Source organism: Salmonella sp. 2020_1459, from assembly GCF_043847915.1.
GTDB classification, from domain to species: Bacteria; Pseudomonadota; Gammaproteobacteria; order Enterobacterales; family Enterobacteriaceae; genus Salmonella; species Salmonella enterica.
Genome location: NZ_JBCMFA010000004.1, coordinates 110,895 through 133,643, shown reverse-complemented (window position 1 = coordinate 133,643; position 22,749 = coordinate 110,895). Strand labels below are relative to the sequence as shown.

24 protein-coding genes are annotated in these 22,749 nt (G+C 54.0%); 18 read left to right on the top strand and 6 right to left on the bottom strand.

Annotated features, from left to right (window positions below):
- The first annotated feature begins 95 nt into the window (after nucleotides 1-95).
- The 5 genes from ftsY to livJ all read left to right on the top strand — a co-directional run bounded on the left by ftsY (nucleotide 96) and on the right by livJ (nucleotide 5,815).
- Nucleotides 96-1,571 (top strand): signal recognition particle-docking protein FtsY, encoded by a 1,476-nt coding sequence (gene ftsY, locus ACH0VJ_RS12525; protein WP_001118686.1) that lies wholly within the window; start codon nucleotides 96-98, stop codon nucleotides 1,569-1,571.
- A 2-nt stretch (nucleotides 1,572-1,573) separates the two neighbouring features.
- Nucleotides 1,574-2,242 carry a cell division ATP-binding protein FtsE gene (gene ftsE, locus ACH0VJ_RS12520; protein ID WP_000617729.1) on the top strand — a complete coding sequence of 223 codons (669 nt, stop codon included), beginning with the start codon at nucleotides 1,574-1,576 and terminating at the stop codon, nucleotides 2,240-2,242.
- Nucleotides 2,235-3,290 (top strand): permease-like cell division protein FtsX, encoded by a 1,056-nt coding sequence (gene ftsX / locus ACH0VJ_RS12515; protein WP_001081707.1) that lies wholly within the window; start codon nucleotides 2,235-2,237, stop codon nucleotides 3,288-3,290. The genes ftsE and ftsX overlap by 8 nt, the downstream gene beginning before the upstream one ends.
- Nucleotides 3,291-3,535: 245 nt before the next feature.
- Nucleotides 3,536-4,390 (top strand): RNA polymerase sigma factor RpoH, encoded by an 855-nt coding sequence (gene rpoH, locus ACH0VJ_RS12510; protein ID WP_000159621.1) that lies wholly within the window; start codon nucleotides 3,536-3,538, stop codon nucleotides 4,388-4,390.
- Between the two features lie 321 nt (nucleotides 4,391-4,711).
- Nucleotides 4,712-5,815, top strand: coding sequence for a branched chain amino acid ABC transporter substrate-binding protein LivJ (gene livJ, locus ACH0VJ_RS12505; protein WP_001528146.1), 1,104 nt, complete (start codon nucleotides 4,712-4,714; stop codon nucleotides 5,813-5,815).
- Nucleotides 5,816-5,898: 83 nt separating this feature from the next.
- Here the strand turns inward: livJ and ACH0VJ_RS12500 are convergent, their stop codons facing one another.
- Both ACH0VJ_RS12500 and panM read right to left on the bottom strand, forming a co-directional pair.
- Nucleotides 5,899-6,033, bottom strand: coding sequence for a hypothetical protein (locus ACH0VJ_RS12500; RefSeq protein ID WP_001517957.1), 135 nt, complete (start codon nucleotides 6,031-6,033; stop codon nucleotides 5,899-5,901).
- The gene (gene panM / locus ACH0VJ_RS12495) at nucleotides 6,011-6,394 is read right to left on the bottom strand and encodes an aspartate 1-decarboxylase autocleavage activator PanM (protein ID WP_000778873.1); all 384 of its coding nucleotides are present in this window, start codon (nucleotides 6,392-6,394) and stop codon (nucleotides 6,011-6,013) included. The genes ACH0VJ_RS12500 and panM overlap by 23 nt, the downstream gene beginning before the upstream one ends.
- A 421-nt stretch (nucleotides 6,395-6,815) precedes the next feature.
- On the opposite strand from panM, the gene livK reads away from it, so the two are divergent.
- From livK to ugpQ, 12 genes are all read left to right on the top strand, one after another.
- On the top strand, nucleotides 6,816-7,925 hold the full coding sequence (gene livK, locus ACH0VJ_RS12490; RefSeq protein ID WP_000822968.1) for a high-affinity branched-chain amino acid ABC transporter substrate-binding protein LivK: 1,110 nt from the start codon (nucleotides 6,816-6,818) through the stop codon (nucleotides 7,923-7,925).
- A gap of 59 nt (nucleotides 7,926-7,984) precedes the next feature.
- Complete coding sequence (livH, locus tag ACH0VJ_RS12485; protein WP_000003007.1) at nucleotides 7,985-8,911, top strand: high-affinity branched-chain amino acid ABC transporter permease LivH; 927 nt, start codon at nucleotides 7,985-7,987, stop codon at nucleotides 8,909-8,911.
- Nucleotides 8,908-10,185 carry a branched chain amino acid ABC transporter permease LivM gene (livM, locus tag ACH0VJ_RS12480; protein WP_000803764.1) on the top strand — a complete coding sequence of 426 codons (1,278 nt, stop codon included), beginning with the start codon at nucleotides 8,908-8,910 and terminating at the stop codon, nucleotides 10,183-10,185. The genes livH and livM overlap by 4 nt, the downstream gene beginning before the upstream one ends.
- Complete coding sequence (gene livG, locus ACH0VJ_RS12475; RefSeq protein WP_000082080.1) at nucleotides 10,182-10,949, top strand: high-affinity branched-chain amino acid ABC transporter ATP-binding protein LivG; 768 nt, start codon at nucleotides 10,182-10,184, stop codon at nucleotides 10,947-10,949. The genes livM and livG overlap by 4 nt, the downstream gene beginning before the upstream one ends.
- 1 nt (nucleotide 10,950) lies before the next feature.
- Complete coding sequence (gene livF, locus ACH0VJ_RS12470) at nucleotides 10,951-11,664, top strand: high-affinity branched-chain amino acid ABC transporter ATP-binding protein LivF (protein WP_000416114.1); 714 nt, start codon at nucleotides 10,951-10,953, stop codon at nucleotides 11,662-11,664.
- Nucleotides 11,665-11,794: 130 nt separating this feature from the next.
- Nucleotides 11,795-12,016: a type II toxin-antitoxin system Phd/YefM family antitoxin gene (locus tag ACH0VJ_RS12465; protein WP_001520924.1), complete on the top strand. Its 222-nt coding sequence runs from the start codon at nucleotides 11,795-11,797 to the stop codon at nucleotides 12,014-12,016.
- On the top strand, nucleotides 12,013-12,381 hold the full coding sequence (locus ACH0VJ_RS12460; RefSeq protein ID WP_001536192.1) for a type II toxin-antitoxin system death-on-curing family toxin: 369 nt from the start codon (nucleotides 12,013-12,015) through the stop codon (nucleotides 12,379-12,381). The genes ACH0VJ_RS12465 and ACH0VJ_RS12460 overlap by 4 nt, the downstream gene beginning before the upstream one ends.
- Nucleotides 12,382-12,640: 259 nt before the next feature.
- Nucleotides 12,641-13,957: a sn-glycerol-3-phosphate ABC transporter substrate-binding protein UgpB gene (gene ugpB, locus ACH0VJ_RS12455; RefSeq protein ID WP_000624747.1), complete on the top strand. Its 1,317-nt coding sequence runs from the start codon at nucleotides 12,641-12,643 to the stop codon at nucleotides 13,955-13,957.
- Nucleotides 13,958-14,061: 104 nt separating this feature from the next.
- Nucleotides 14,062-14,949: a sn-glycerol-3-phosphate ABC transporter permease UgpA gene (ugpA, locus tag ACH0VJ_RS12450; protein WP_000094074.1), complete on the top strand. Its 888-nt coding sequence runs from the start codon at nucleotides 14,062-14,064 to the stop codon at nucleotides 14,947-14,949.
- Nucleotides 14,946-15,791, top strand: a complete 846-nt coding sequence (ugpE, locus tag ACH0VJ_RS12445; protein WP_000572196.1) for a sn-glycerol-3-phosphate ABC transporter permease UgpE — start codon at nucleotides 14,946-14,948, stop codon at nucleotides 15,789-15,791. The genes ugpA and ugpE overlap by 4 nt, the downstream gene beginning before the upstream one ends.
- A 2-nt stretch (nucleotides 15,792-15,793) precedes the next feature.
- Complete coding sequence (locus tag ACH0VJ_RS12440; RefSeq protein WP_000907836.1) at nucleotides 15,794-16,864, top strand: sn-glycerol-3-phosphate import ATP-binding protein UgpC; 1,071 nt, start codon at nucleotides 15,794-15,796, stop codon at nucleotides 16,862-16,864.
- A complete protein-coding gene (gene ugpQ, locus ACH0VJ_RS12435; protein WP_000073556.1) occupies nucleotides 16,861-17,601 on the top strand; it encodes a glycerophosphodiester phosphodiesterase in 741 nt (246 codons plus the stop codon). Before ACH0VJ_RS12440 ends, ugpQ begins: the two co-directional genes overlap by 4 nt.
- On the opposite strand, the gene ACH0VJ_RS12430 is transcribed toward ugpQ, so the two are convergent.
- Nucleotides 17,598-18,014 carry a DUF2756 family protein gene (locus tag ACH0VJ_RS12430; RefSeq protein WP_000826041.1) on the bottom strand — a complete coding sequence of 139 codons (417 nt, stop codon included), beginning with the start codon at nucleotides 18,012-18,014 and terminating at the stop codon, nucleotides 17,598-17,600. The two genes, ugpQ and ACH0VJ_RS12430, sit on opposite strands and share 4 nt — an antisense overlap.
- A 125-nt stretch (nucleotides 18,015-18,139) precedes the next feature.
- Here ACH0VJ_RS12430 and ggt point away from each other — a divergent pair, with 125 nt between their 5' ends.
- Nucleotides 18,140-19,882 carry a gamma-glutamyltransferase gene (ggt, locus tag ACH0VJ_RS12425; RefSeq protein WP_000805109.1) on the top strand — a complete coding sequence of 581 codons (1,743 nt, stop codon included), beginning with the start codon at nucleotides 18,140-18,142 and terminating at the stop codon, nucleotides 19,880-19,882.
- A 44-nt stretch (nucleotides 19,883-19,926) separates the two neighbouring features.
- Here ggt and ACH0VJ_RS12420 read toward each other — a convergent pair whose 3' ends face one another.
- From ACH0VJ_RS12420 to ACH0VJ_RS12410, 3 genes are read right to left on the bottom strand one after another with little or no spacing between them, the layout of a single operon-like run.
- Entirely contained in the window at nucleotides 19,927-20,961 is a 1,035-nt protein-coding gene (locus tag ACH0VJ_RS12420; protein WP_000675710.1) for a phosphotriesterase, read from the bottom strand.
- On the bottom strand, nucleotides 20,958-21,929 hold the full coding sequence (locus ACH0VJ_RS12415; protein WP_001038954.1) for a DMT family transporter: 972 nt from the start codon (nucleotides 21,927-21,929) through the stop codon (nucleotides 20,958-20,960). Before ACH0VJ_RS12415 ends, ACH0VJ_RS12420 begins: the two co-directional genes overlap by 4 nt.
- Nucleotides 21,930-21,982: 53 nt before the next feature.
- Complete coding sequence (locus ACH0VJ_RS12410; RefSeq protein ID WP_001066509.1) at nucleotides 21,983-22,744, bottom strand: glutamine amidotransferase; 762 nt, start codon at nucleotides 22,742-22,744, stop codon at nucleotides 21,983-21,985.
- Between the last annotated feature and the right edge of the window lie 5 nt (nucleotides 22,745-22,749).

The following is a 22,749-nucleotide window of genomic DNA, read 5'->3' as shown; positions in this document are numbered from 1 at the left end:
ATTCCAGGCGGTGATGTGAATTAAGTTAAGTGATAGACTATTTCATCATTTTTTTAGCTTCCATGTATATAGCGCCGCGAGGGGTGTAGTCGCAGATGGCAAAACAGAAAAAACGTGGCTTCTTTTCCTGGTTGGGCTTCGGTGATAAAGAGCAGAAGCAGGAACAGACCGAAGAACAGCAGATTGTTGAGGAACAACGACCGGTTGAGCCCCCTGTTGAAACGGCGGCAGACGTAGACGCGCAAACGCCCGCACACAGCAAAGCAGAAACCGAAGCCTTTGCGGAAGAGGTGGTGGACGTTACTGAGAAAGTTCAGGAGAGCGAAAAACCGCAGCCGGTAGAGCCGGAGCCCGCGGCGGCCATTGAGACGGCAGCGCCGCAGATCGCGGTGGAACGCGAGGAATTGCCGCTGCCGGAAGAGGTCAAAGACGAGGCTATCTCGCCGGAAGAGTGGCAGGCCGAAGCGGAAACCGTAGAGGTCATTGCTGCGGTAGAAGAAGAGGGCGAAAACGCGGCGAAATTCACCGACGAAGAGCTGGAAGCGCAGGCGCTGGCCGCTCAGGCGGCGGAAGAGGCGGTGATGGTTGTTCCGCCAGCGGAAGAAGACGCGCCGGTGGAAGCGATCGTTCAGGAGCAGGAAAAACCGACTAAAGAAGGTTTCTTTGCCCGCCTGAAACGCAGTCTGCTGAAAACCAAAGAAAATCTCGGTTCCGGATTTATCAGTCTGTTCCGCGGCAAGAAAATCGACGATGATTTGTTCGAGGAGCTGGAAGAGCAGTTGCTCATCGCTGATGTCGGGGTAGAAACCACGCGTAAGATTATCGCTAATCTGACGGAAGGCGCCAGCCGCAAACAGCTTAAAGATGCCGAGGCGCTGTATGGTCTGTTGAAAGACGAGATGGGCGAGATTCTGGCGAAGGTAGACGAACCGCTTAATATTGAAGGTAAAACGCCTTTTGTTATTCTGATGGTTGGCGTGAACGGCGTGGGTAAAACCACCACTATCGGTAAACTGGCGCGCCAGTTTGAGCAGCAGGGTAAATCAGTGATGCTGGCGGCGGGGGATACTTTCCGCGCGGCGGCGGTCGAACAGCTACAGGTCTGGGGACAGCGTAACAACATTCCGGTTATCGCCCAGCATACCGGCGCGGACTCCGCCTCGGTGATTTTTGACGCTATCCAGGCCGCGAAGGCGCGTAATGTGGATGTGTTAATTGCCGATACGGCAGGGCGTCTGCAGAACAAGTCGCACCTGATGGAAGAGCTGAAAAAAATCGTTCGCGTCATGAAAAAGCTGGACGAAGAAGCGCCACATGAAGTTATGCTGACCATTGACGCCAGCACCGGACAGAACGCGGTAAGCCAGGCCAAACTGTTCCATGAAGCGGTAGGCTTAACCGGTATTACCCTGACCAAGCTTGACGGTACGGCGAAAGGCGGGGTGATTTTCTCGGTAGCTGACCAGTTTGGCATTCCTATCCGTTACATTGGCGTGGGCGAACGTATCGAGGATTTGCGTCCGTTTAAGGCGGACGATTTTATTGAGGCACTTTTTGCCCGAGAGGATTAACAATGATTCGCTTTGAACATGTCAGCAAGGCCTATCTCGGCGGGAGACAAGCGCTGCAGGGAGTGACATTCCATATGCGGCCAGGCGAGATGGCGTTTCTGACCGGCCACTCCGGCGCGGGGAAAAGTACCCTGCTGAAGCTAATCTGTGGGATTGAGCGGCCCAGCGCCGGCAAAATCTTCTTCAGCGGGCATGATATTACGCGCCTGAAAAACCGCGAAGTGCCGTTTTTGCGCCGCCAGATTGGGATGATTTTCCAGGATCACCATCTGCTGATGGATCGCACGGTCTATGATAATGTGGCGATACCGTTAATCATTGCCGGTGCCAGCGGCGATGATATCCGTCGTCGTGTGTCGGCGGCGCTGGATAAGGTTGGACTACTGGACAAAGCGAGAAACTTCCCGATTCAACTCTCCGGAGGCGAACAACAGCGTGTGGGCATCGCCCGCGCGGTGGTCAATAAGCCAGCGGTATTGCTGGCGGATGAACCGACCGGGAACCTGGACGACGCGTTGTCGGAAGGGATTTTACGTCTGTTTGAAGAGTTTAACCGCGTAGGGGTGACGGTACTGATGGCGACGCACGATATTGGACTTATCTCCCGTCGTTCCTATAGGCAGCTCGTCCTGAGCGATGGACATCTGCATGGAGGCCTGGCCAATGAATAGGCGCGACGCGATTAACCAAATCAGGCAGTTCGGCGGACGGCTGGATCGACTGCGTAAGTCTCGCGGCGGAACAGGCGGCGGGCGCAACGCGCCAGGACGCCAGAAGCCGACGCCGAAACCGAACTCACGTAAAACGAACGTCTTTAATGAGCAGGTGCGCTATGCCTGGCACGGCGCGCTGCAAGATCTGAAAAGCAAACCGCTGGCGACGTTTCTGACGGTGATGGTGATCGCCATCTCCCTGACGCTGCCCAGCGTCTGTTACATGGTCTATAAGAACGTCAACCAGGCGGCGACTCAGTATTATCCGTCGCCGCAGATCACCGTTTATCTGCAAAAAACGCTGGATGATGACGCGGCGGCACGGGTTGTTGGGCAGCTTCAGGCCGAGCAGGGCGTTGAGAAGGTCAACTACCTGTCCCGTGAGGACGCGCTGGGAGAATTCCGCAACTGGTCGGGTTTTGGCGGCGCGCTGGACATGCTGGAAGAGAACCCGCTACCGGCGGTGGCGGTGGTGATCCCCAAGCTGGACTTCCAGAGTACCGCCTCGCTTAATACGCTGCGCGACCGTATCTCGCAGATTAACGGCATTGACGAAGTCCGCATGGATGATAGCTGGTTTGCGCGCCTGGCGGCGCTCACCGGGCTGGTGGGCCGCGTGTCGGCGATGATCGGCGTGCTGATGGTCGCGGCGGTCTTCCTCGTTATCGGCAACAGCGTGCGCCTGAGCATTTTTGCCCGTCGCGATACTATTAACGTGCAAAAGCTGATTGGCGCGACCGATGGCTTTATCCTGCGTCCGTTCCTCTATGGCGGCGCGTTGCTCGGTTTTTCCGGCGCGTTTCTTTCACTGATATTGTCTGAAATTTTGGTGATGCGTTTATCATCGGCGGTGACTGAAGTGGCGCAGGTCTTCGGCACGAAGTTTGATCTCAACGGTTTATCGTTCGATGAGTGCCTGTTGCTGCTGCTGGTCTGTTCCATGATTGGCTGGATCGCCGCCTGGCTGGCCACGGTGCAACATTTACGTCACTTTACTCCCGATTGATAAAATCGTGGTATAATCTTTCCCTGCAATGGGCTTCCGTTCGCAGGGAAAGAGTCCCTGTTGTCTCTTCCCCGCGCATCATCTTTATGTCACAAGATTTGTGCAAATTATGCACAGTGTTACATTGAACTTGTGGATAAAATCACTGTCTGATAAAAGAGTGGGTGATATTCTCGTTGCTCATCGGCTTTGGCACGGTTGTTGCTCGCTGACGGTGCCAGGCAATACTGATTGAGAGGATTTGAATGACCAAAGAAATGCAAAATTTAGCTTTAGCCCCTGTTGGCAACCTGGAATCTTATATCCGGGCGGCGAACGCGTGGCCGATGTTATCGGCTGACGAGGAGCGGGCATTGGCTGAAAGGCTGCATTACCAGGGCGATCTGGAAGCAGCTAAAACGCTGATCCTGTCTCACCTGCGCTTTGTTGTTCATATTGCTCGTAACTATGCGGGCTATGGTCTGCCGCAGGCGGATTTGATCCAGGAAGGCAACATCGGCCTGATGAAAGCCGTACGCCGTTTCAACCCGGAAGTAGGCGTGCGTCTGGTCTCCTTCGCCGTACACTGGATTAAAGCAGAAATTCACGAATACGTGCTGCGTAACTGGCGTATCGTTAAAGTCGCAACCACGAAAGCGCAGCGTAAGCTGTTCTTTAATCTGCGTAAAACCAAGCAGCGTCTGGGCTGGTTTAATCAGGATGAGGTTGAAATGGTGGCGCGCGAACTGGGTGTTTCCAGTAAAGACGTGCGTGAGATGGAGTCGCGTATGGCGGCGCAGGACATGACGTTTGACATGTCTTCGGACGATGAGTCCGACAGCCAGCCAATGGCGCCGGTGCTGTATCTGCAGGATAAATCGTCTAACTTTGCCGACGGCATTGAAGACGATAACTGGGAAGAGCAGGCCGCCAACCGACTGACCGATGCGATGCAGGGGCTCGACGAGCGTAGCCAGGATATTATCCGCGCTCGCTGGCTGGACGAAGACAATAAGTCTACGTTGCAGGAGCTGGCCGATCGTTACGGCGTCTCCGCTGAGCGTGTGCGCCAGCTTGAAAAGAACGCCATGAAAAAGCTTCGCGCTGCGATCGAAGCGTAATCTTCGCGAATTGCCAATGAACCCTCGAATGTGAATTCGGGGGTTTTGTTTTTTGTAGGGCGGATAAGGCGTTTACCCTGCCATCCGGCAACACGTAGGCCCGATGGCGCTTCGCTTATCGGGCCTACGGGCCCTTCCTCTCCCCCACCGACACAAATCTGTTATCTGGATGTAAATTTAGCTATTCCAAAATAATAAAAATCGGGTATGTTTTAGCAGAGTATGCTGCTAAAGCACGGGTAGCTAGCCAATAATCGAAATAAAGTGCTGAACAATAACACCACAACACACGTAACAACCAGAATAATGGGGATTATCAGGATGAATATGAAGGGTAAAACGTTATTGGCAGGATGTATCGCCCTGTCATTAAGCCATATGGCATTCGCAGAGGACATTAAAGTCGCGGTTGTCGGCGCGATGTCCGGTCCGGTGGCGCAGTATGGCGACCAGGAATTTACCGGTGCGGAGCAGGCAATTGCCGATATCAATGCGAAAGGCGGTATTAAAGGCGATAAGCTCGTCGCGGTGAAATATGACGACGCCTGTGACCCGAAACAGGCGGTAGCGGTCGCTAACAAAGTGGTGAACGACGGCATCAAGTATGTTATCGGTCACTTATGCTCCTCTTCCACACAGCCAGCGTCTGATATCTACGAAGACGAAGGCATCCTGATGATAACCCCGGCGGCGACCGCGCCGGAGCTGACCGCGCGCGGCTATAACCTGATTTTGCGCACCACCGGTCTGGACTCTGACCAGGGGCCAACGGCGGCAAAGTATATTCTGGAGAAGGTAAAACCGCAGCGCATCGCGATTATCCACGATAAGCAGCAGTACGGCGAAGGGCTGGCGCGCGCGGTGCAGGACGGTCTGAAGAAAGGCGGCGTTAACGTCGTATTCTTTGACGGCATCACCGCCGGCGAAAAAGATTTCTCCACTCTGGTAGCGCGTCTGAAAAAAGAGAATATCGACTTTGTCTACTACGGTGGTTATCACCCGGAAATGGGGCAGATTTTGCGCCAGTCCCGCGCCGCAGGGCTGAAAACCCAGTTTATGGGGCCGGAAGGGGTGGCGAACGTCTCGCTGTCTAACATCGCCGGAGAGTCGGCGGAAGGCTTACTGGTCACCAAACCGAAGAACTACGATCAGGTCCCGGCGAACAAACCGATTGTGGATGCCATCAAAGCCAAGAAACAAGATCCTAGCGGCGCATTCGTGTGGACCACCTACGCCGCGCTGCAATCGTTGCAGGCGGGGCTGAACCACTCCGACGATCCGGCTGAAATCGCCAAATACCTGAAAGGCGCCACGGTCGACACCGTAATGGGACCGCTGTCGTGGGATGAGAAAGGCGATCTGAAAGGATTTGAGTTCGGCGTGTTTGACTGGCATGCGAACGGTACGGCGACAGACGCTAAGTAATTTTCCTGGCGCCTTTCGCGCTGCAGGTGCGTTGGCTACGTTATTCAACCCCGGTCACTTACTTATGTAAGCTCCCGGGGATTTCATAACTTGCCGCCTGCCTGCAACGCGAAATTCTTGGAAAATTGCGAGGTGGTTTTTATCTTTTCTCCCGGCATGTAGGCCGGATAAGCGTCAGCGCCATCCGGCTTTCTTTTAGCGCTTCTCCCAGCCGTCATGCTGGGCGGTAAAACCTAACGCCTGCATAAACGCGGCCATCACGCTGCGGTCTTCAACACCGACATCTGCCATCCACCACGACGAGACGTTGGGATTATCGCGGATGACTTCTTCTACCAGGTATTGCCCGACGCCGCGGCGACGGGTGATTTCACGCACGCGTAAGGAATCCAGCGCGCCCTGCGTTCCGCTCAGCGTCACTCTTACGGCGCCCAACAAACGCTCGTTAAACCGCGCGGCATAAATCCGGTGCGTTTCATCTACGCTTAATGAGGAGGCGGAATATTCCGGCCAGATTTTGCCCAGATCGATCTGATCCTGAGCGCTAAAGTGTTCTAAACGAAGAATAGTCAGCTTCATCGACGGCTTGTCCCGATTTCAAAAGATGCGATCAGTGTACCGAAACAGGCAGGCCAGATGCTTTCTCTTTTTTGTGTCATTTACCAGGTTATTAATTTTTTAACAACGATAATTACAGTTTGAAGCATTAGAGAATGGAAAACAGGCAGCATAATTCCCTGAATGCTAGTGAATTATTCCGCTTAATATGCCGTTATTTTATGCTGACAAGCGTGCTTTTTTTTGTTTATCTATAGCGAAAAGCAGAATATTATCTTTTCTTAATAGACTGAAAAATAGAGATTTTAATCTTATTATGCTTTAAATGCTGCGCTAACTCATTAATGAGTCAGTAAAAAGCGCACCATTTATAAAAAGTACAGTCTGCTTTTTAACCAGCAAAAAACAAAACATATAACATCACGAATGGGGATACAGGCACATGAAACGGAAAGCGAAAACAATAATCGCAGGGATTGTTGCATTAGCAGCCTCGCAGGGGGCAATGGCAGATGATATTAAAGTCGCCATAGTCGGGGCGATGTCCGGCCCGGTAGCGCAATGGGGCGATATGGAATTTAACGGCGCGCGCCAGGCCATTAAAGACATCAACGCTAAAGGCGGGATTAAAGGCGATAAGCTGGTCGGCGTAGAGTACGATGATGCCTGCGATCCAAAACAGGCGGTGGCGGTGGCCAACAAAATCGTTAACGACGGTATTCAATACGTTATTGGTCACTTGTGTTCTTCTTCTACTCAGCCAGCATCCGATATCTATGAAGATGAAGGTATTCTGATGATCTCCCCGGGGGCGACTAACCCGGAGCTGACCCAGCGCGGCTATCAGTACATTATGCGTACCGCCGGCCTGGACTCCTCCCAGGGGCCAACGGCCGCGAAATACATCCTGGAAACGGTGAAACCGCAGCGCATCGCTATCATTCACGATAAACAGCAATACGGCGAAGGACTGGCGCGCTCCGTGCAGGATGGCCTGAAGCAGGGTAATGCCAATATTGTCTTTTTTGATGGTATTACCGCCGGTGAAAAAGATTTCTCCGCCCTGATTGCCCGCTTGCAAAAAGAGAATATCGACTTTGTGTATTACGGCGGCTACTACCCGGAAATGGGGCAGATGCTGCGCCAGGCGCGGGCTAATGGCCTGAAAACGCAATTTATGGGGCCGGAAGGCGTGGGTAACGCGTCGCTGTCCAATATTGCGGGCGGTGCGGCGGAAGGCATGTTGGTGACGATGCCAAAACGTTATGACCAGGACCCGGCGAATAAAGCGATTGTCGAGGCGCTGAAAGCCGACAAGAAAGATCCCAGCGGTCCGTATGTCTGGATCACCTACGCCGCCGTCCAGTCGCTGGCGACCGCAATGACGCGTAGCGCCAGCCATGCTCCGCTGGATCTGGTGAAAGATCTTAAAGCTAACGGGGCTGATACCGTTATTGGGCCGCTGAAATGGGATGAAAAAGGCGATCTTAAGGGATTTGAATTTGGCGTCTTCCAGTGGCACGCCGACGGCTCGTCAACCGTCGCGAAGTAATGCCAGAAGATAAGTTATCCCACCGCCCGCACGCCGGGCGGGTTTAAAAAGGTTACCTTATGTCCGAGCAGTTTCTCTATTTCTTGCAGCAGATGTTTAACGGCGTCACGCTGGGGAGCACCTACGCGCTGATTGCTATCGGTTATACGATGGTGTACGGCATTATCGGCATGATCAACTTCGCTCATGGCGAGGTGTATATGATCGGCAGCTACGTCTCTTTTATGATCATCGCCGCGCTAATGATGATGGGAATAGACACCAGTTGGCTCCTGGTGGCCGCTGGATTTATCGGCGCGATTATTATTGCCAGCGCCTACGGCTGGAGTATCGAGCGAGTTGCTTACCGGCCCGTGCGCAACTCCAAGCGCCTGATCGCCCTGATTTCCGCCATCGGGATGTCCATCTTCCTGCAAAACTACGTCAGCCTGACGGAAGGTTCGCGCGACGTGGCGTTACCCAGCCTGTTTAACGGCCAGTGGATTGTGGGCAGCAGCGAAAACTTTTCCGCGTCCATCACCACCATGCAGGCGGTTATCTGGATAGTCACCTTTCTGGCTATGCTGGCGCTCACCATTTTCATTCGCTACTCCCGGATGGGCCGCGCCTGCCGCGCCTGCGCGGAGGATCTGAAAATGGCCAGCCTGCTCGGCATTAATACCGACCGCGTTATTGCGCTAACGTTTGTTATCGGCGCGGCAATGGCGGCAGTGGCGGGCGTACTGCTCGGTCAGTTCTATGGCGTAATTAACCCCTACATCGGTTTTATGGCCGGGATGAAAGCGTTCACCGCAGCGGTACTGGGCGGTATAGGCAGCATTCCGGGCGCGATGATCGGCGGTCTGATTTTGGGCGTCGCCGAAGCGCTCTCGTCTGCATATTTAAGTACCGAATATAAAGATGTCGTGTCGTTCGCTCTGCTGATTCTGGTACTGCTGGTGATGCCGACCGGTATCCTGGGGCGTCCGGAGGTAGAGAAAGTATGAAACCGATGCATATTGCGATGGCTCTGTTCTCTGCGGCGATGTTCTTCGTTTTGGCTGGCGTCTTCATGGGCGTACAACTGGAGCTGGACGGCACCAAACTGGTGGTGGATACCGCCGCCGACATCCGCTGGCAGTGGATCTTTATCGGTACGGCAGTGGTTTTTTTCTTTCAGTTACTGCGTCCGATGTTCCAGAAAGCGGTGAAGCACGTCTCCGGACCGAAGTTTATTCTGCCGGCGATCGATGGCTCTACCGTTAAGCAAAAGCTGTTTCTGATGGCGCTGCTGGTTATCGCCGTGGCATGGCCGTTTATGGTGTCGCGCGGTAGCGTCGATATCGCCACCATGACCATGATTTATATCATCCTCGGTCTGGGGCTGAACGTGGTGGTGGGGCTGTCCGGTCTGCTGGTATTGGGCTACGGCGGCTTTTACGCCATCGGCGCTTATACCTTTGCGCTGCTCAACCACTATTATGGTTTGGGTTTCTGGACCTGCCTGCCGCTGGCGGGACTGGTCTCCGCCGCTGCTGGTTTCCTGCTCGGCTTCCCGGTACTGCGTCTGCGCGGCGACTATCTGGCGATTGTGACGCTCGGCTTCGGCGAAATCGTCCGTATCCTGCTGCTCAACAACACGGAAATTACCGGCGGCCCGAACGGTATCAGCCAGATCCCCAAACCGACGCTATTTGGTCTGGAGTTTAGCCGCAACACCCGAGAAGGCGGCTGGGATACCTTCAGCAATTTCTTTGGCGTGAAGTACGACCCATCCGACCGGGTCATTTTCCTCTATCTGGTGGCCCTGTTGCTGGTGGTCCTGTCGCTGTTTGTCATTAACCGCCTGCTGCGTATGCCGCTGGGCCGGGCGTGGGAAGCGTTGCGTGAAGATGAGATCGCCTGTCGCTCATTAGGTTTAAGCCCGACGCGCATCAAGCTGACCGCTTTTACTATCAGCGCCGCGTTTGCCGGTTTCGCCGGGACGTTGTTTGCCGCCCGCCAGGGCTTTGTCAGCCCGGAATCCTTCACCTTCGCCGAATCCGCCTTCGTGCTGGCGATTGTGGTGCTGGGCGGAATGGGCTCGCAGTTTGCGGTGATCCTGGCGGCGGTTCTGTTGGTGGTGTCGCGCGAGTTGATGCGCGATTTCAACGAATACAGCATGTTGATGCTCGGCGGTTTGATGGTGTTGATGATGATCTGGCGCCCGCAGGGATTGCTGCCGATGACGCGTCCGCAGTTGAAGCTGAAAAGTGGTCAGGCGAAAGGAGAGCAGGCATGAGTCAGCCATTATTAGCGGTTAACGGCCTGATGATGCGCTTTGGCGGTTTGCTGGCGGTCAACAATGTATCGCTGGAATTGCGTGAGCGGGAAATTGTGTCGCTGATTGGCCCTAACGGCGCGGGTAAAACGACGGTGTTTAACTGCCTGACCGGTTTCTATAAGCCGACAGGCGGTACGATCATGTTGCGCGAGCGGCATCTGGAAGGATTGCCGGGCCAGCAGATCGCCCGCATGGGCGTGGTACGTACTTTCCAGCATGTGCGCCTGTTTCGCGAAATGACGGTGATTGAAAACCTGCTGGTGGCACAGCACCAGCAACTGAAAACGGGCCTCTTTTCCGGCCTGTTGAAAACGCCCGCTTTCCGCCGTGCGCAAAGCGAAGCGCTGGACCGCGCGGCGACCTGGCTTGAGCGTATTGGCCTGCTGGAACATGCCAACCGCCAGGCCAGTAATCTGGCCTACGGCGACCAGCGCCGGCTGGAGATTGCCCGTTGCATGGTGACGCAGCCAGAAATTCTGATGCTCGACGAACCGGCGGCTGGCCTTAACCCGAAAGAGACCAAAGAGCTGGATGAGCTGATTGCCGAGCTACGTAACCATCACAACACCACTATCTTGCTGATTGAACACGATATGAAGCTGGTGATGGGCATTTCCGATCGCATTTACGTGGTGAACCAGGGCACGCCGCTGGCGAACGGCACGCCGGAAGAGATCCGCAACAACCCGGACGTCATCCGCGCTTATCTGGGTGAGGCATAAGATGGAAAAAACGATGTTAACGTTTGAAAAAGTCAGCGCCCACTACGGCAAGATTCAGGCGCTGCACGACGTCAGTCTGCACATCAACCAGGGGGAAATCGTTACCCTGATTGGCGCTAACGGCGCGGGGAAAACGACGCTGCTTGGCACCTTGTGCGGCGATCCGCGCGCCTCCAGCGGACGGGTGGTGTTTGACGGTAAAGACATCACCGACTGGCAGACGGCGAAAATCATGCGTGAAGCGGTGGCGATAGTGCCGGAAGGGCGGCGCGTCTTCTCGCGGATGACGGTGGAAGAGAATCTGGCGATGGGCGGTTTTTTTGCCGAGCGCGATCGGTTTCAGGAGCGTATCAAATGGGTGTACGAGCTGTTTCCGCGCCTGCATGAACGCCGTATCCAGCGAGCGGGCACCATGTCCGGCGGTGAACAGCAGATGCTGGCGATTGGCCGCGCGCTGATGAGCCAGCCGAGGCTATTGCTGCTGGATGAACCGTCGCTGGGGCTGGCGCCGATCATCATCCAGCAGATCTTCGACACCATTGAGCAGTTGCGCGAGCAGGGTATGACCATCTTCCTTGTCGAGCAGAACGCCAACCAGGCGCTGAAGCTCGCCGACCGCGGTTATGTGCTGGAAAACGGCCACGTGGTGCTATCCGATACCGGTGATGCACTGCTGGCGAACGAAGCGGTGCGCAGCGCCTATCTGGGCGGTTAGACTGTGCCAGGGGGAAGCGCGTGCGCCGCCCCCGGTAACGGCAAGCGGTAAAATTTTTCAAAAGAGCCTGATGGCTCTTTTTTTGTACATGTTTGTTGTACAATAAACATGTACAACTGGGGAGGTGTTTATGCGTACGGTTAACTATAGCGAAGCGCGGCAAAATCTGGCCGAAGTCCTGGAAAGTGCGGTGACGGGGGGCCCTGTCACCATCACGCGTCGTGGGCATAAGTCCGCAGTGATCATCAGCGCCGAGGAGTTTGAGCGTTATCAGACGGCGCGAATGGATGATGAGTTTGCTGCCATTATGGCGGTTCATGGCAATGAGCTCAGGGAGCTGGCGGATAAATGACCCTACAACTTATCTCAGCGGAAGAGATAATTCAGTTTCACGACAGGCTTCTCCGCGTTACGCCTGGTGTAACAGGCATGCCTGATCCTGAGCGCGCGGAAGCGCTAATGTACCGGGTACTCAATCAAATCGAATATGAAGGGGTGACCGACGTGTGGCTGCTGGCGGCAATGCATTTGCTCGCTATATCCCGTGGGCATATCTTCAATGATGGTAACAAACGTACCGCCTTATTTATTACGCTGCTGTTTTTAAAGCGTAACGGGATCTCACTCGCTGCGAATCCGGATTTTGTCGATATGACAGTCGATGCGGCGGCAGGGCGGCTTACGCTGGAGCAAATTGCCGTTCGCTTACGTGCCTGAGACGTTAATCCTGGCGACGCTCCGTCTGGTTGGGTTACGGCATGTGCGCCGCCCCCCGGGAATAACGTCGTACCTATTCGTGCCGTAGCTCCCACTTTTCTTTTCCGGCGCTTTCACTGCCTTGCCATCTCTCTGTCGCCTTACTATCTTTTTTTTGTAATAAAAAAGTTATTTTTCTGTCATTCGAGCATGTCATGTTACCCCCGCGAACATAAAACGCGTGATATCGCGCATCCCGGCACAAAAAGAGAGATAACCGATGATATCGTTACGACATACAGCTTTAGGACTGGCGCTGAGTCTGGCATTTACGGGTCAGGCGTTGGCCGTCACCACTATTCCATTCTGGCATTCAATGGAAGGGGAGTTAGGCAAAGAAGTTGATTCACTGGCGCAACGTTTCAACCAGGCCAATCCGGATTACAAAATCGTTCCTGTCTATAAGGGGAACTATGAACAGAACCTGAGCGCCGGGATCGCGGCATTCCGTACCGGCAACGCGCCGGCAATATTGCAGGTTTATGAGGTTGGGACGGCGACCATGATGGCCTCGAAAGCCATTAAGCCGGTTTATGAAGTGTTTAAAGACGCCGGTATTAACTTTGACGAGTCCCAGTTTGTACCGACCGTTGCAGGCTACTACACCGATGCTAAAAGCGGGCATCTGCTCTCCCAGCCCTTTAACAGCTCCACGCCGGTACTGTACTACAACAAAGACGCCTTTAAGAAAGCCGGTTTAGATCCGGAACAGCCGCCGAAAACCTGGCAGGAGCTGGCTGACTATACCGCAAAATTGAGAGCGGCAGGCATGAAATGCGGTTACGCCAGCGGCTGGCAAGGCTGGATCCAACTGGAAAACTTCAGCGCCTGGAACGGTCTCCCCTTCGCCAGTAAAAACAATGGTTTTGACGGTACAGATGCGGTGCTGGAGTTTAATAAGCCAGAGCAGGTGAAACATATCGCGCTGCTGGAAGAGATGAATAAAAAAGGCGATTTTAGCTATGTTGGGCGTAAGGACGAGTCTACCGAGAAGTTTTATAACGGTGACTGCGCGATGACAACCGCGTCCTCCGGCTCGCTCGCCAATATCCGCCAGTATGCCAAATTTAACTATGGCGTGGGTATGATGCCGTACGACGCGGATATCAAGGGCGCGCCGCAAAACGCTATTATCGGCGGAGCCAGCCTATGGGTCATGCAGGGTAAAGATAAAGAAACCTATACCGGCGTCGCCAAATTCCTCGACTTCCTGGCAAAACCGGAAAACGCTGCTGAATGGCATCAAAAAACCGGCTACCTGCCGATTACCACCGCCGCCTACGAGCTGACCCGCGAGCAGGGTTATTACGATAAAAACCCCGGTGCGGATATCGCCACTCGCCAGATGTTGAATAAGCCGCCGTTACCCTTCACCAAAGGCTTGCGTCTGGGCAATATGCCGCAGATTCGTACCATCGTGGACGAAGAGCTGGAAAGCGTCTGGACCGGGAAGAAAACCCCACAACAGGCGTTGGATACCGCGGTGGATCGCGGGAATCAGTTACTGCGTCGTTTTGAGAAAGCGAGCAAATCTTAAGTGTATAAGTGCCTGATGGCGCTGCGCTTATCAGGCCTACAGCGTTTGTAGGCCGGATAAGGTGCTTGCACCGCCATCCGGCACCTTCCAGGAAAAGAATCTTCATGTCATCATTCCGTCCGGTGTTCCGCTCGCGCTGGCTGCCGTATTTACTGGTTGCTCCGCAGTTGGTTATCACCGTTATTTTCTTTATCTGGCCTGCGGGCGAAGCGCTGTGGTATTCGCTGCAAAGCGTCGATCCGTTTGGTTTTTCCAGCCAATTTGTCGGGCTGGAGAATTTCGTCGCGCTTTTTCACGACAGTTATTATCTCGACGCCTTCTGGACGACGATTAAATTCAGCGCGCTGGTCACGTTTAGCGGCCTGCTGGTCTCGCTGTTTTTCGCCGCCCTGGTGGATTACGTGGTGCGCGGCAGCCGTTTTTATCAGACGCTGATGCTGCTGCCTTATGCCGTCGCGCCCGCCGTCGCCGCCGTATTGTGGATTTTCCTGTTTAACCCGGGGCGGGGATTAATCACCCATTTCCTCGGCGAATTCGGCTATGACTGGAACCACGCGCAAAACAGCGGTCAGGCGATGTTCCTGGTGGTATTTGCGTCAGTCTGGAAGCAGATTAGTTACAACTTTTTATTCTTCTTTGCCGCGCTGCAATCCATTCCCCGATCGCTGGTGGAAGCGGCGGCCATTGACGGCGCCGGGCCGATTCGTCGTTTCTTCCGGCTTTCTTTGCCGCTTATTGCGCCGGTCAGTTTCTTCCTGCTGGTGGTCAACCTGGTGTATGCCTTTTTCGACACCTTCCCGGTGATCGACGCCGCGACCGCCGGCGGGCCGGTACAAGCCACCACGACGCTGATTTATAAGATCTATCGCGAAGGGTTTACCGGCCTGGATCTCTCGGCGTCCGCCGCGCAGTCGGTGGTGTTGATGTTCCTCGTCATCATTCTGACGGTGGTGCAGTTCCGCTATGTGGAAAGTAAGGTGCGTTACCAATGATAGAGAATCGTCGCGGGCTGACAATATTCAGCCATACCATGCTGATTCTGGGGATCGCGGTCATTTTGTTTCCGCTGTATGTCGCGTTTGTCGCGGCGACGCTGGACGACCGCGCGGTGTTTGAGACGCCGATGACGCTGCTTCCCGGCACGCAGTTACTGGAGAATATCAAAACTATTTGGGTCAACGGCGTCGGTGTTAATAGCGCGCCATTCTGGCTGATGATGCTTAACAGTTTCATTATGGCGTTCAGCATTACGGTAGGCAAAATCACGGTATCTATGCTTTCCGCATTCGCCATCGTCTGGTTTCGTTTTCCCCTGCGTAACCTGTTCTTCTGGATGATTTTTATCACCCTGATGTTGCCGGTTGAAGTGCGTATCTTCCCGACGGTGGAAGTGATCGCCAACCTGAAAATGCTCGACAGCTATGCCGGTCTGACGCTACCGCTGATGGCGTCCGCTACCGCCACTTTCCTGTTTCGTCAGTTCTTTATGACGCTTCCGGATGAACTGGTGGAGGCGGCCCGTATTGACGGCGCGTCGCCGATGCGCTTTTTCCGCGACATCGTGTTGCCGCTGTCAAAAACCAACCTGGCGGCGTTATTCGTCATCACCTTTATCTACGGCTGGAACCAGTATCTGTGGCCGCTGTTGATTATCACCGACGTGAATCTTGGCACTGCCGTAGCGGGTATCAAAGGGATGATCGCCACTGGCGAAGGTACCACGCAATGGAACCAGGTGATGGCGGCAATGCTGCTGACCCTTATTCCCCCGGTTGTCATCGTTTTAGCCATGCAACGGGCGTTTGTGCGTGGTTTAGTGGACAGTGAGAAATAAAAATGGCTGGTTTAAAACTACAGGCAGTAACCAAAAGCTGGGACGGCAAAACCCAGGTCATTCAACCGCTGACGCTGGACGTGGCGGATGGCGAATTTATCGTGATGGTCGGGCCGTCCGGCTGCGGCAAATCAACGTTGTTGCGGATGGTGGCCGGTCTGGAACGCGTGACCAGCGGCGATATCTGGATTGATCGCAAACGTGTCACCGAGATGGAGCCCAAAGATCGCGGCATCGCGATGGTATTTCAGAACTATGCTCTCTATCCCCATATGAGCGTAGAGGAGAACATGGCGTGGGGACTAAAAATTCGCGGTATGAGCAAAGCGCATATTGAAGAACGCGTGCGGGAGGCGGCGCGCATTCTGGAGCTGGACGGCCTGCTTAAACGCCGTCCACGTGAGCTTTCCGGCGGTCAACGGCAGCGCGTGGCAATGGGGCGCGCGATCGTCCGCGAGCCGGCAGTCTTCTTATTCGACGAACCGCTCTCTAACCTCGACGCCAAGCTGCGCGTGCAGATGCGTCTGGAGTTACAGCATCTGCATCGTCGTCTTCGTACCACCTCGCTCTATGTTACTCACGATCAGGTAGAGGCGATGACGCTGGCCCAGCGGGTGATGGTGATGAATAAAGGTGTCGCAGAACAGATTGGCACGCCGGTAGAGGTATATGAAAAACCGGCCAGTCGCTTCGTGGCGAGCTTTATCGGCAGCCCGGCGATGAACCTGTTGGATGGCGTTATCAGCGCTTCCGGCGACCGTTTCGAATTGCCTGGCGGTCTGGCGTTGCCGATTGGTGCGGACTATCGGGGTCATGCTGGACGTAAAATGACGCTGGGTATCCGCCCGGAGCATATTGCGTTAAGCTCGCAGGCGGAAGGCGGCGTGCCGTTAACGGTAGACACGCTGGAGATTCTGGGCGCGGATAATCTGGCGCATGGGCGCTGGGGCGATCAGAAACTGGTGGTGCGGTTGGCGCATCAGCAGCGCCCGGCGGCGGGCAGTACGCTATGGCTGCATCTGCCGGAACATCAGCGGCATCTTTTTGATGGCGAAACAGGACAACGTGTATGAGTAACTGGCCTTATCCCCACATTGTCGCCCATCGCGGCGGCGGTAAACTGGCGCCGGAAAACACTCTGGCGGCGATTGACGTGGGCGCGCGATACGGGCACACCATGATTGAGTTTGATGCCAAGCTGTCGAAAGACGGCGAAATTTTCCTGCTGCATGACGATAACCTGGAGCGCACCAGCAACGGTTGGGGCGTGGCGGGCGAGTTGAACTGGCAGGATTTATTGCGTGTGGACGCTGGCGGTTGGTTTAGCGGCGAATTTAAAGGCGAGCCGCTGCCGTTGCTCTCGCAGGTGGCGGAGCGCTGCCGTAAACACGGCATGATGGCGAATATTGAGATCAAACCGACAACGGGGAGCGGAAGGCTAACAGGACGCGTCGTGGCGTCGGCCGCCCGCGAACTGTGGGCCGGGATGACGCCGCCGCTGCTTTCTTCCTTTGAGATAGAGGCGCTGGAAGCGGCGCAGGTGGCAGCACCTGAACTGCCGCGCGGGTTACTGCTGGATAAATGGCGTGAAGACTGGCGTGAACTGACGACCCGTCTGGGCTGTGTTTCCCTCCATCTCAACCATAAATTACTCGATGAGACGCGAGTGCAAGAGATTAAGGCCGCGGGTCTGCGGATTCTGGTGTATACCGTCAATCAGCCCCAGCGGGCGGCAGAGCTGCTGCGCTGGGGCGTGGATTGTATCTGCACCGATCGCATTGATGACATCGGCCCTCACTTTCAGTTTTAAGGGCTGATAGTTTTCAGCGGGATGTCAGGCTGCGGCGTCCCGCTGTCCTGCTGCAACATTGGCTGGGAATGGTTTAGCATCCGGTCCGGATTTCCGCTGCCGCTGAGCATTCCGCCCTGCGTATTGGGCAGCGTTTGCTGACCGAGCATACCGTTGCCCGGCTGTCCCTGCTGAACCCGCTGCGTATTGGCATTCAACTGCGACTGTAGATTTTGCTGCTGGCTGCGCGCCTGCGTTTGCATCTGTTGTTTCAACATACCCTGCTGCTGAATCTGCTGCGTTTGCATCTGCGTCTGCATACGCTGCTGGCTGGGGATCTGATAACCTGGCTGATTAGGATTATTCATAGTGTTAATTGGCTGGGCCAATACAGCAAAGGGTAACAAAGCCGTAATAAGTAGTAAGCGTTTCATTGTCGTCTCCTCCCGATGAGGCCTCTTTTTAAGTGTACCTCTATTTCGCCATGATGATGATTTTTTAAGCGTTGTGGACCAGGATTTAACGGGACATACACCCATTTATCTGGAGAAAAACAACGATGAAACCAACGTTTATGCGCTGGGTGGCGATCGCCGCTCTGCTGGCCGGGGGGACGTTTAGCGCGGTGGCCAATCCTCCCGTCGCGCCGCCAGTCTCCTATGGTGTTGAAGAAGATGTCTTTCATCCTGTGCGGGCGACGCAAGGGATGGTGGCGTCCGTGGATGCAATGGCGACGCAGGTTGGCGTGGATATCTTAAAGCAGGGCGGTAATGCCGTGGATGCCGCCGTCGCCGTGGGCTATGCGCTGGCTGTGACGCATCCGCAAGCCGGGAATCTGGGCGGCGGGGGATTTATGCTGCTGCGCACCAAAGACGGTAACACTACGGCGATTGATTTTCGTGAAATGGCGCCGGCTGGCGCGACCCGTGATATGTTCCTCGACGATCAGGGTAACGCCGATGCGAAAAAGTCGCTGACGTCGCATCTGGCATCCGGTACGCCGGGTACCGTGGCGGGGTTCTCGCTGGCGCTGGAGAAATACGGCACGATGCCGCTGAATAAAGTGGTGCGTCCGGCGATGAAGCTGGCGGAAGAGGGTTTTGTGGTTAACGATGCGCTGGCCGACGACTTAAAAACTTACGGCAGCGAAGTGATCCCCAACCATGAGAACAGCAAAGCCATTTTCTGGAAAGACGGCGAGCCGCTGAAAAAAGGCGATAAGCTGGTCCAGAAGAATCTGGCGAAAAGTCTGGAAATGATTGCCGAAAACGGCCCGGATGCGTTTTATAAAGGGGCGATTGCTGACCAGATTGCCGGAGAAATGCAGAAGAACGGCGGTCTGATGATCAAAGAGGATTTAGCCAGCTATAAAGCCGTTGAGCGTACGCCAATCAGCGGTGACTATCGCGGGTATCAGGTCTTCTCCATGCCGCCGCCATCCTCGGGCGGTATTCACATCGTACAGATCCTTAATATTCTTGAAAATTTCGACATGAAGAAGTACGGCTTTGGCAGCGCCGATGCCATGCAAATCATGGCGGAAGCGGAAAAATACGCCTACGCTGACCGCTCAGAGTATCTGGGCGATCCGGACTTTGTGAAAGTGCCGTGGCAGGCGCTGACCCACAAAGCCTATGCGAAAACGCTGGCCGATCAAATTGATATCAACAAGGCCAAACCTTCCAGCCAGATAAAACCGGGCAAGCTCGCCCCGTATGAAAGCAACCAGACCACCCACTTCTCGGTGGTGGATAAAGACGGCAATGCTGTGGCGGTGACCTATACCCTGAACACCACCTTCGGCACAGGAATTGTGGCGGGAAATACCGGTATTCTGCTGAATAATCAAATGGATGATTTTTCTGCTAAACCCGGTGTACCTAATGTTTATGGCCTGGTGGGCGGCGATGCTAACGCGGTCGGTCCGAAGAAGCGTCCGCTGTCGTCGATGTCGCCCACTATCGTCGTTAAAGAGGGCAAAACCTGGCTGGTGACCGGCAGCCCTGGCGGGAGTCGAATCATCACTACTGTGCTGCAAATGGTAGTGAATAGCATTGATTTTGGCATGAACGTCGCCGAAGCGACCAACGCGCCGCGTTTCCATCATCAATGGTTGCCGGACGAACTGCGGGTAGAAAAGGGCTTCAGCCCCGATACGCTAAAGTTGCTGGAACAGAAAGGGCAGAAAGTGGCGCTGAAAGAAGCGATGGGCAGCACCCAAAGTATTATGGTTGGACCGGATGGCGAACTGTATGGCGCGTCTGACCCGCGTTCCGTGGATGATTTAACGGCGGGATACTGATTTTTAATTCCAGGCCCGGTGTCAGACACCGGGCTATTTGCAGATTATGCCGTGAGTAATCGGGCTGGATTATCAATACAAAGCTTGCGCAGAGTATCGTTGTCTACTCCGCGAGCAGCCAGATAGGCGAGGAAGACATTCGGGACAAACCCCCAGCCATTTCCGCCATTTTTCGCCCACATCTGTTTGAGAAAAACATCATGGCTTAAAACGATTTGGTCGGCGTAACCCAGTGCAATCAGATTCGCTACTGCATCTGCGGTCTCCTGAACGCCCGGCGCGACACCTTCTTTTGGAAAGGTGATGTCCAGACCAATCATGTCAAATTCAAGCCATACGCCGCGGTCGAGCATTTTACGTTGATAGACGACATCTTTTCCTGAAGGGTCCGAATGCGCCAGCGAGACTTTTGCCGGAGAGACGTTCATTTCTTCCAGCACGATATCCAGCACCTCATCCCCCAGCCGCAGCCACCCTGGCATATGGATATTCATCGCCGTGTGGGGGTTGTTACATTGTGCCAGAGACGCTGCCCGCAGGCTGTTACGCTCCGCTTGGGTAAACGCGGGGGATACGCCGATTTCACCGATCATGCCAGCGCGAATATCCGTCTCGCCAATACCCTGATTCAGTTCTTTATCAATGAGTGAGGCTAACAGCTCAACAGGTTTATGGATCCGGGTGCTTTCAAATTTCTCCAGATAAGGTCCGGATGACGCAACGATATTCAAACCCGTTTTTAAGGCAACTTCTCGTAGCGCTGAGGCGTCCCGTCCAATGGATTCTGATCCGGTGGCGTCGACAATCGTCCTGCCGCCTAAAGACATAAAGTTATTGATTTCGAAGATAACATCATCAATCTCTTTGCGGTCCATGTTATCGGCGCAGCAGTATGGGTCGTGTTTCAGCCCCCACTGCAGGTCAGCACTGACTTTCTTTCCCACCAGTTGCTGTGAAAAAGCATAATGTGGCTCGTCTACGACCGAAGACAGATCGTTAAACAGATGTTCATGCGGTAGCGTCAGCCCCATATCCGTATGCGCCACCGGGCCTGTTACGGTTTGCAGGAAACCTTTCATTCTGACACCTCCATTCTTTGCGCCATTTTGGATGCTCTGTATTCAGGGATGGTGGTCACAATCGCACCGACTAACGCGAACAGCGTACCGATGATGGTGACCAGGTAGACCGTATTGCCTAATGAAGGGATCAATTCATCAATTAGCACTGAGCCAAGCAGTTGGCCTGCTGTTGACGCTACGCCCAGCATCAATAGCCCTAAGCCTCTCACCAGAATCGCCATTAGCCCGATGGACAGCAGACCCAGCGGACCACCGAGATACATCCACCATGTATCGGGTAACTGGATGGTGACATGGCCTAATGCGATACGTATCGCCAGCGCTGCGCCCAGGACACAAAAGCCGACGATGAAGTTCCATGTAATGGACACCAGCATGGAGCCCGTTGCCTCGGCGACTTTCGCATTCCCCGCAGGCTGCCAGCCAGCGAGTAACCCTGCCAAAAAGGGGAGGATAGCGAGCAGGATAAACGAGGTTGAGTGCCACTGTGGCGACACGACAAAAATGGTGGCGATAACAGCGAACAATGCGCCAGTAATGCGCCATGGCGTAAAATATTTTTTCTCCTCCACACCGACGCCAAAACGGTCGCACAGCAGGCCGGAAAGAAGCAGAGCGGAAATTAATGCCGTTTGAAAGGTGGCAACGCCCAGCGCGCTGGCGGATGCGCCTTCAGAAAATACGACCATCGCCCCGCATAATCCTGCAAACCAATTCCATAGCGGGATTTTTCTCTTTTTAATCAGAGTAGGGATTGAGGCGAATTGCTGGCGTGTTTCTTTGCGCGCAATAATAATAAAAAACATGACGACCAGACCGCTGGCAAACGAGATTACTGCGCAAGCATTACCGTCTTGTAACCAATGTCCTAACTGCCCATTAACGGCAGACTGCATCGGGGAAAGCATACCGGCTAAGATGGTGGCAAGCATCAGTAAGGGGGTTGAGTACTTATTCTTGTTCATACATCAATCCTTATATTTTATAAAAGGAGTAACTTTCGTTACTCCATTGTTTTTTATTTTCTGGCGATGAATTGAAGCGTGTTGACCCACAGGTCGGTATAAAACGGCCATGACATAAACTGCTGGGTTCCCCAGTGTGGGGAGCAGTCACTCATAAAGCAGGCGGTTTTACCCTGTTGGTATTCACCGAACACTAACAATGGGTCATTATTTATTGTTAATACGACATCGGCATCGTCTCTGGCGACGGCCTGGTTATATCCAAGAAATACCGGATAATCTGAGAACCCGTTAACAACAGGATGTTCAGGTGAGACAGCCTCAGCACAGATACCCTCGGGCTTTTCTACCCGGTCATCGCCATCAAGCATAATAACTGGCAGAACCTCAGCAAGAACGGTGTTCTTATAATTGGCTTTTGCCTCAATACCCATGAACGACAGATAGCCGCCAATCATGAGTAGTCCACCGCCATTTTTGACGTACTCTTTAATGGACTCCAGAGCGTTTGGTTTTATTTTTAGCTGATAAAATGTCTCGTTTTGCAACAGGAAGGTATTACTACCAATGTCGCTAATAACAATAACATCGTAACGGTTTAATTCGTCAATACTCTCTGGAAAGGCAATTTGTACCGTGTGGGCAGGCATGTAATCAATATCAACGCCGCCTTTCCTCAGACATTCCAGTAACCATGTAGCGCCTTCTTCATATTTACTGGAGGTGAAACTGTCATAACCTTTTGAATGAATCATATGAATATGCCAGGATTCTCCAATAAAGAGCACCTTTAGTTTTTTCTGCGTATTGTTCATAGTCT

Coding starts and splice junctions, on each gene's coding strand:
- ACH0VJ_RS12420 (WP_000675710.1), bottom strand. CDS start 20,961: ATGAAAGGTTTCCTGCAAACCGTAACAGGCCCGGTGGCGCATACGGAT.
- panM (WP_000778873.1), bottom strand. CDS start 6,394: ATGAAGCTGACTATTCTTCGTTTAGAACACTTTAGCGCTCAGGATCAG.
- ACH0VJ_RS12430 (WP_000826041.1), bottom strand. CDS start 18,014: ATGAAACGCTTACTACTTATTACGGCTTTGTTACCCTTTGCTGTATTG.
- livG (WP_000082080.1), top strand. CDS start 10,182: ATGAGTCAGCCATTATTAGCGGTTAACGGCCTGATGATGCGCTTTGGC.
- ugpQ (WP_000073556.1), top strand. CDS start 16,861: ATGAGTAACTGGCCTTATCCCCACATTGTCGCCCATCGCGGCGGCGGT.
- ugpA (WP_000094074.1), top strand. CDS start 14,062: ATGTCATCATTCCGTCCGGTGTTCCGCTCGCGCTGGCTGCCGTATTTA.
- ugpB (WP_000624747.1), top strand. CDS start 12,641: ATGATATCGTTACGACATACAGCTTTAGGACTGGCGCTGAGTCTGGCA.
- ACH0VJ_RS12415 (WP_001038954.1), bottom strand. CDS start 21,929: ATGAACAAGAATAAGTACTCAACCCCCTTACTGATGCTTGCCACCATC.
- ACH0VJ_RS12500 (WP_001517957.1), bottom strand. CDS start 6,033: ATGACGGCTGGGAGAAGCGCTAAAAGAAAGCCGGATGGCGCTGACGCT.
- ftsX (WP_001081707.1), top strand. CDS start 2,235: ATGAATAGGCGCGACGCGATTAACCAAATCAGGCAGTTCGGCGGACGG.
- ACH0VJ_RS12440 (WP_000907836.1), top strand. CDS start 15,794: ATGGCTGGTTTAAAACTACAGGCAGTAACCAAAAGCTGGGACGGCAAA.
- ftsE (WP_000617729.1), top strand. CDS start 1,574: ATGATTCGCTTTGAACATGTCAGCAAGGCCTATCTCGGCGGGAGACAA.
- ACH0VJ_RS12410 (WP_001066509.1), bottom strand. CDS start 22,744: ATGAACAATACGCAGAAAAAACTAAAGGTGCTCTTTATTGGAGAATCC.
- livK (WP_000822968.1), top strand. CDS start 6,816: ATGAAACGGAAAGCGAAAACAATAATCGCAGGGATTGTTGCATTAGCA.
- ggt (WP_000805109.1), top strand. CDS start 18,140: ATGAAACCAACGTTTATGCGCTGGGTGGCGATCGCCGCTCTGCTGGCC.
- ACH0VJ_RS12460 (WP_001536192.1), top strand. CDS start 12,013: ATGACCCTACAACTTATCTCAGCGGAAGAGATAATTCAGTTTCACGAC.
- ftsY (WP_001118686.1), top strand. CDS start 96: ATGGCAAAACAGAAAAAACGTGGCTTCTTTTCCTGGTTGGGCTTCGGT.
- livF (WP_000416114.1), top strand. CDS start 10,951: ATGGAAAAAACGATGTTAACGTTTGAAAAAGTCAGCGCCCACTACGGC.
- ACH0VJ_RS12465 (WP_001520924.1), top strand. CDS start 11,795: ATGCGTACGGTTAACTATAGCGAAGCGCGGCAAAATCTGGCCGAAGTC.
- livJ (WP_001528146.1), top strand. CDS start 4,712: ATGAATATGAAGGGTAAAACGTTATTGGCAGGATGTATCGCCCTGTCA.
- livM (WP_000803764.1), top strand. CDS start 8,908: ATGAAACCGATGCATATTGCGATGGCTCTGTTCTCTGCGGCGATGTTC.
- ugpE (WP_000572196.1), top strand. CDS start 14,946: ATGATAGAGAATCGTCGCGGGCTGACAATATTCAGCCATACCATGCTG.
- livH (WP_000003007.1), top strand. CDS start 7,985: ATGTCCGAGCAGTTTCTCTATTTCTTGCAGCAGATGTTTAACGGCGTC.
- rpoH (WP_000159621.1), top strand. CDS start 3,536: ATGACCAAAGAAATGCAAAATTTAGCTTTAGCCCCTGTTGGCAACCTG.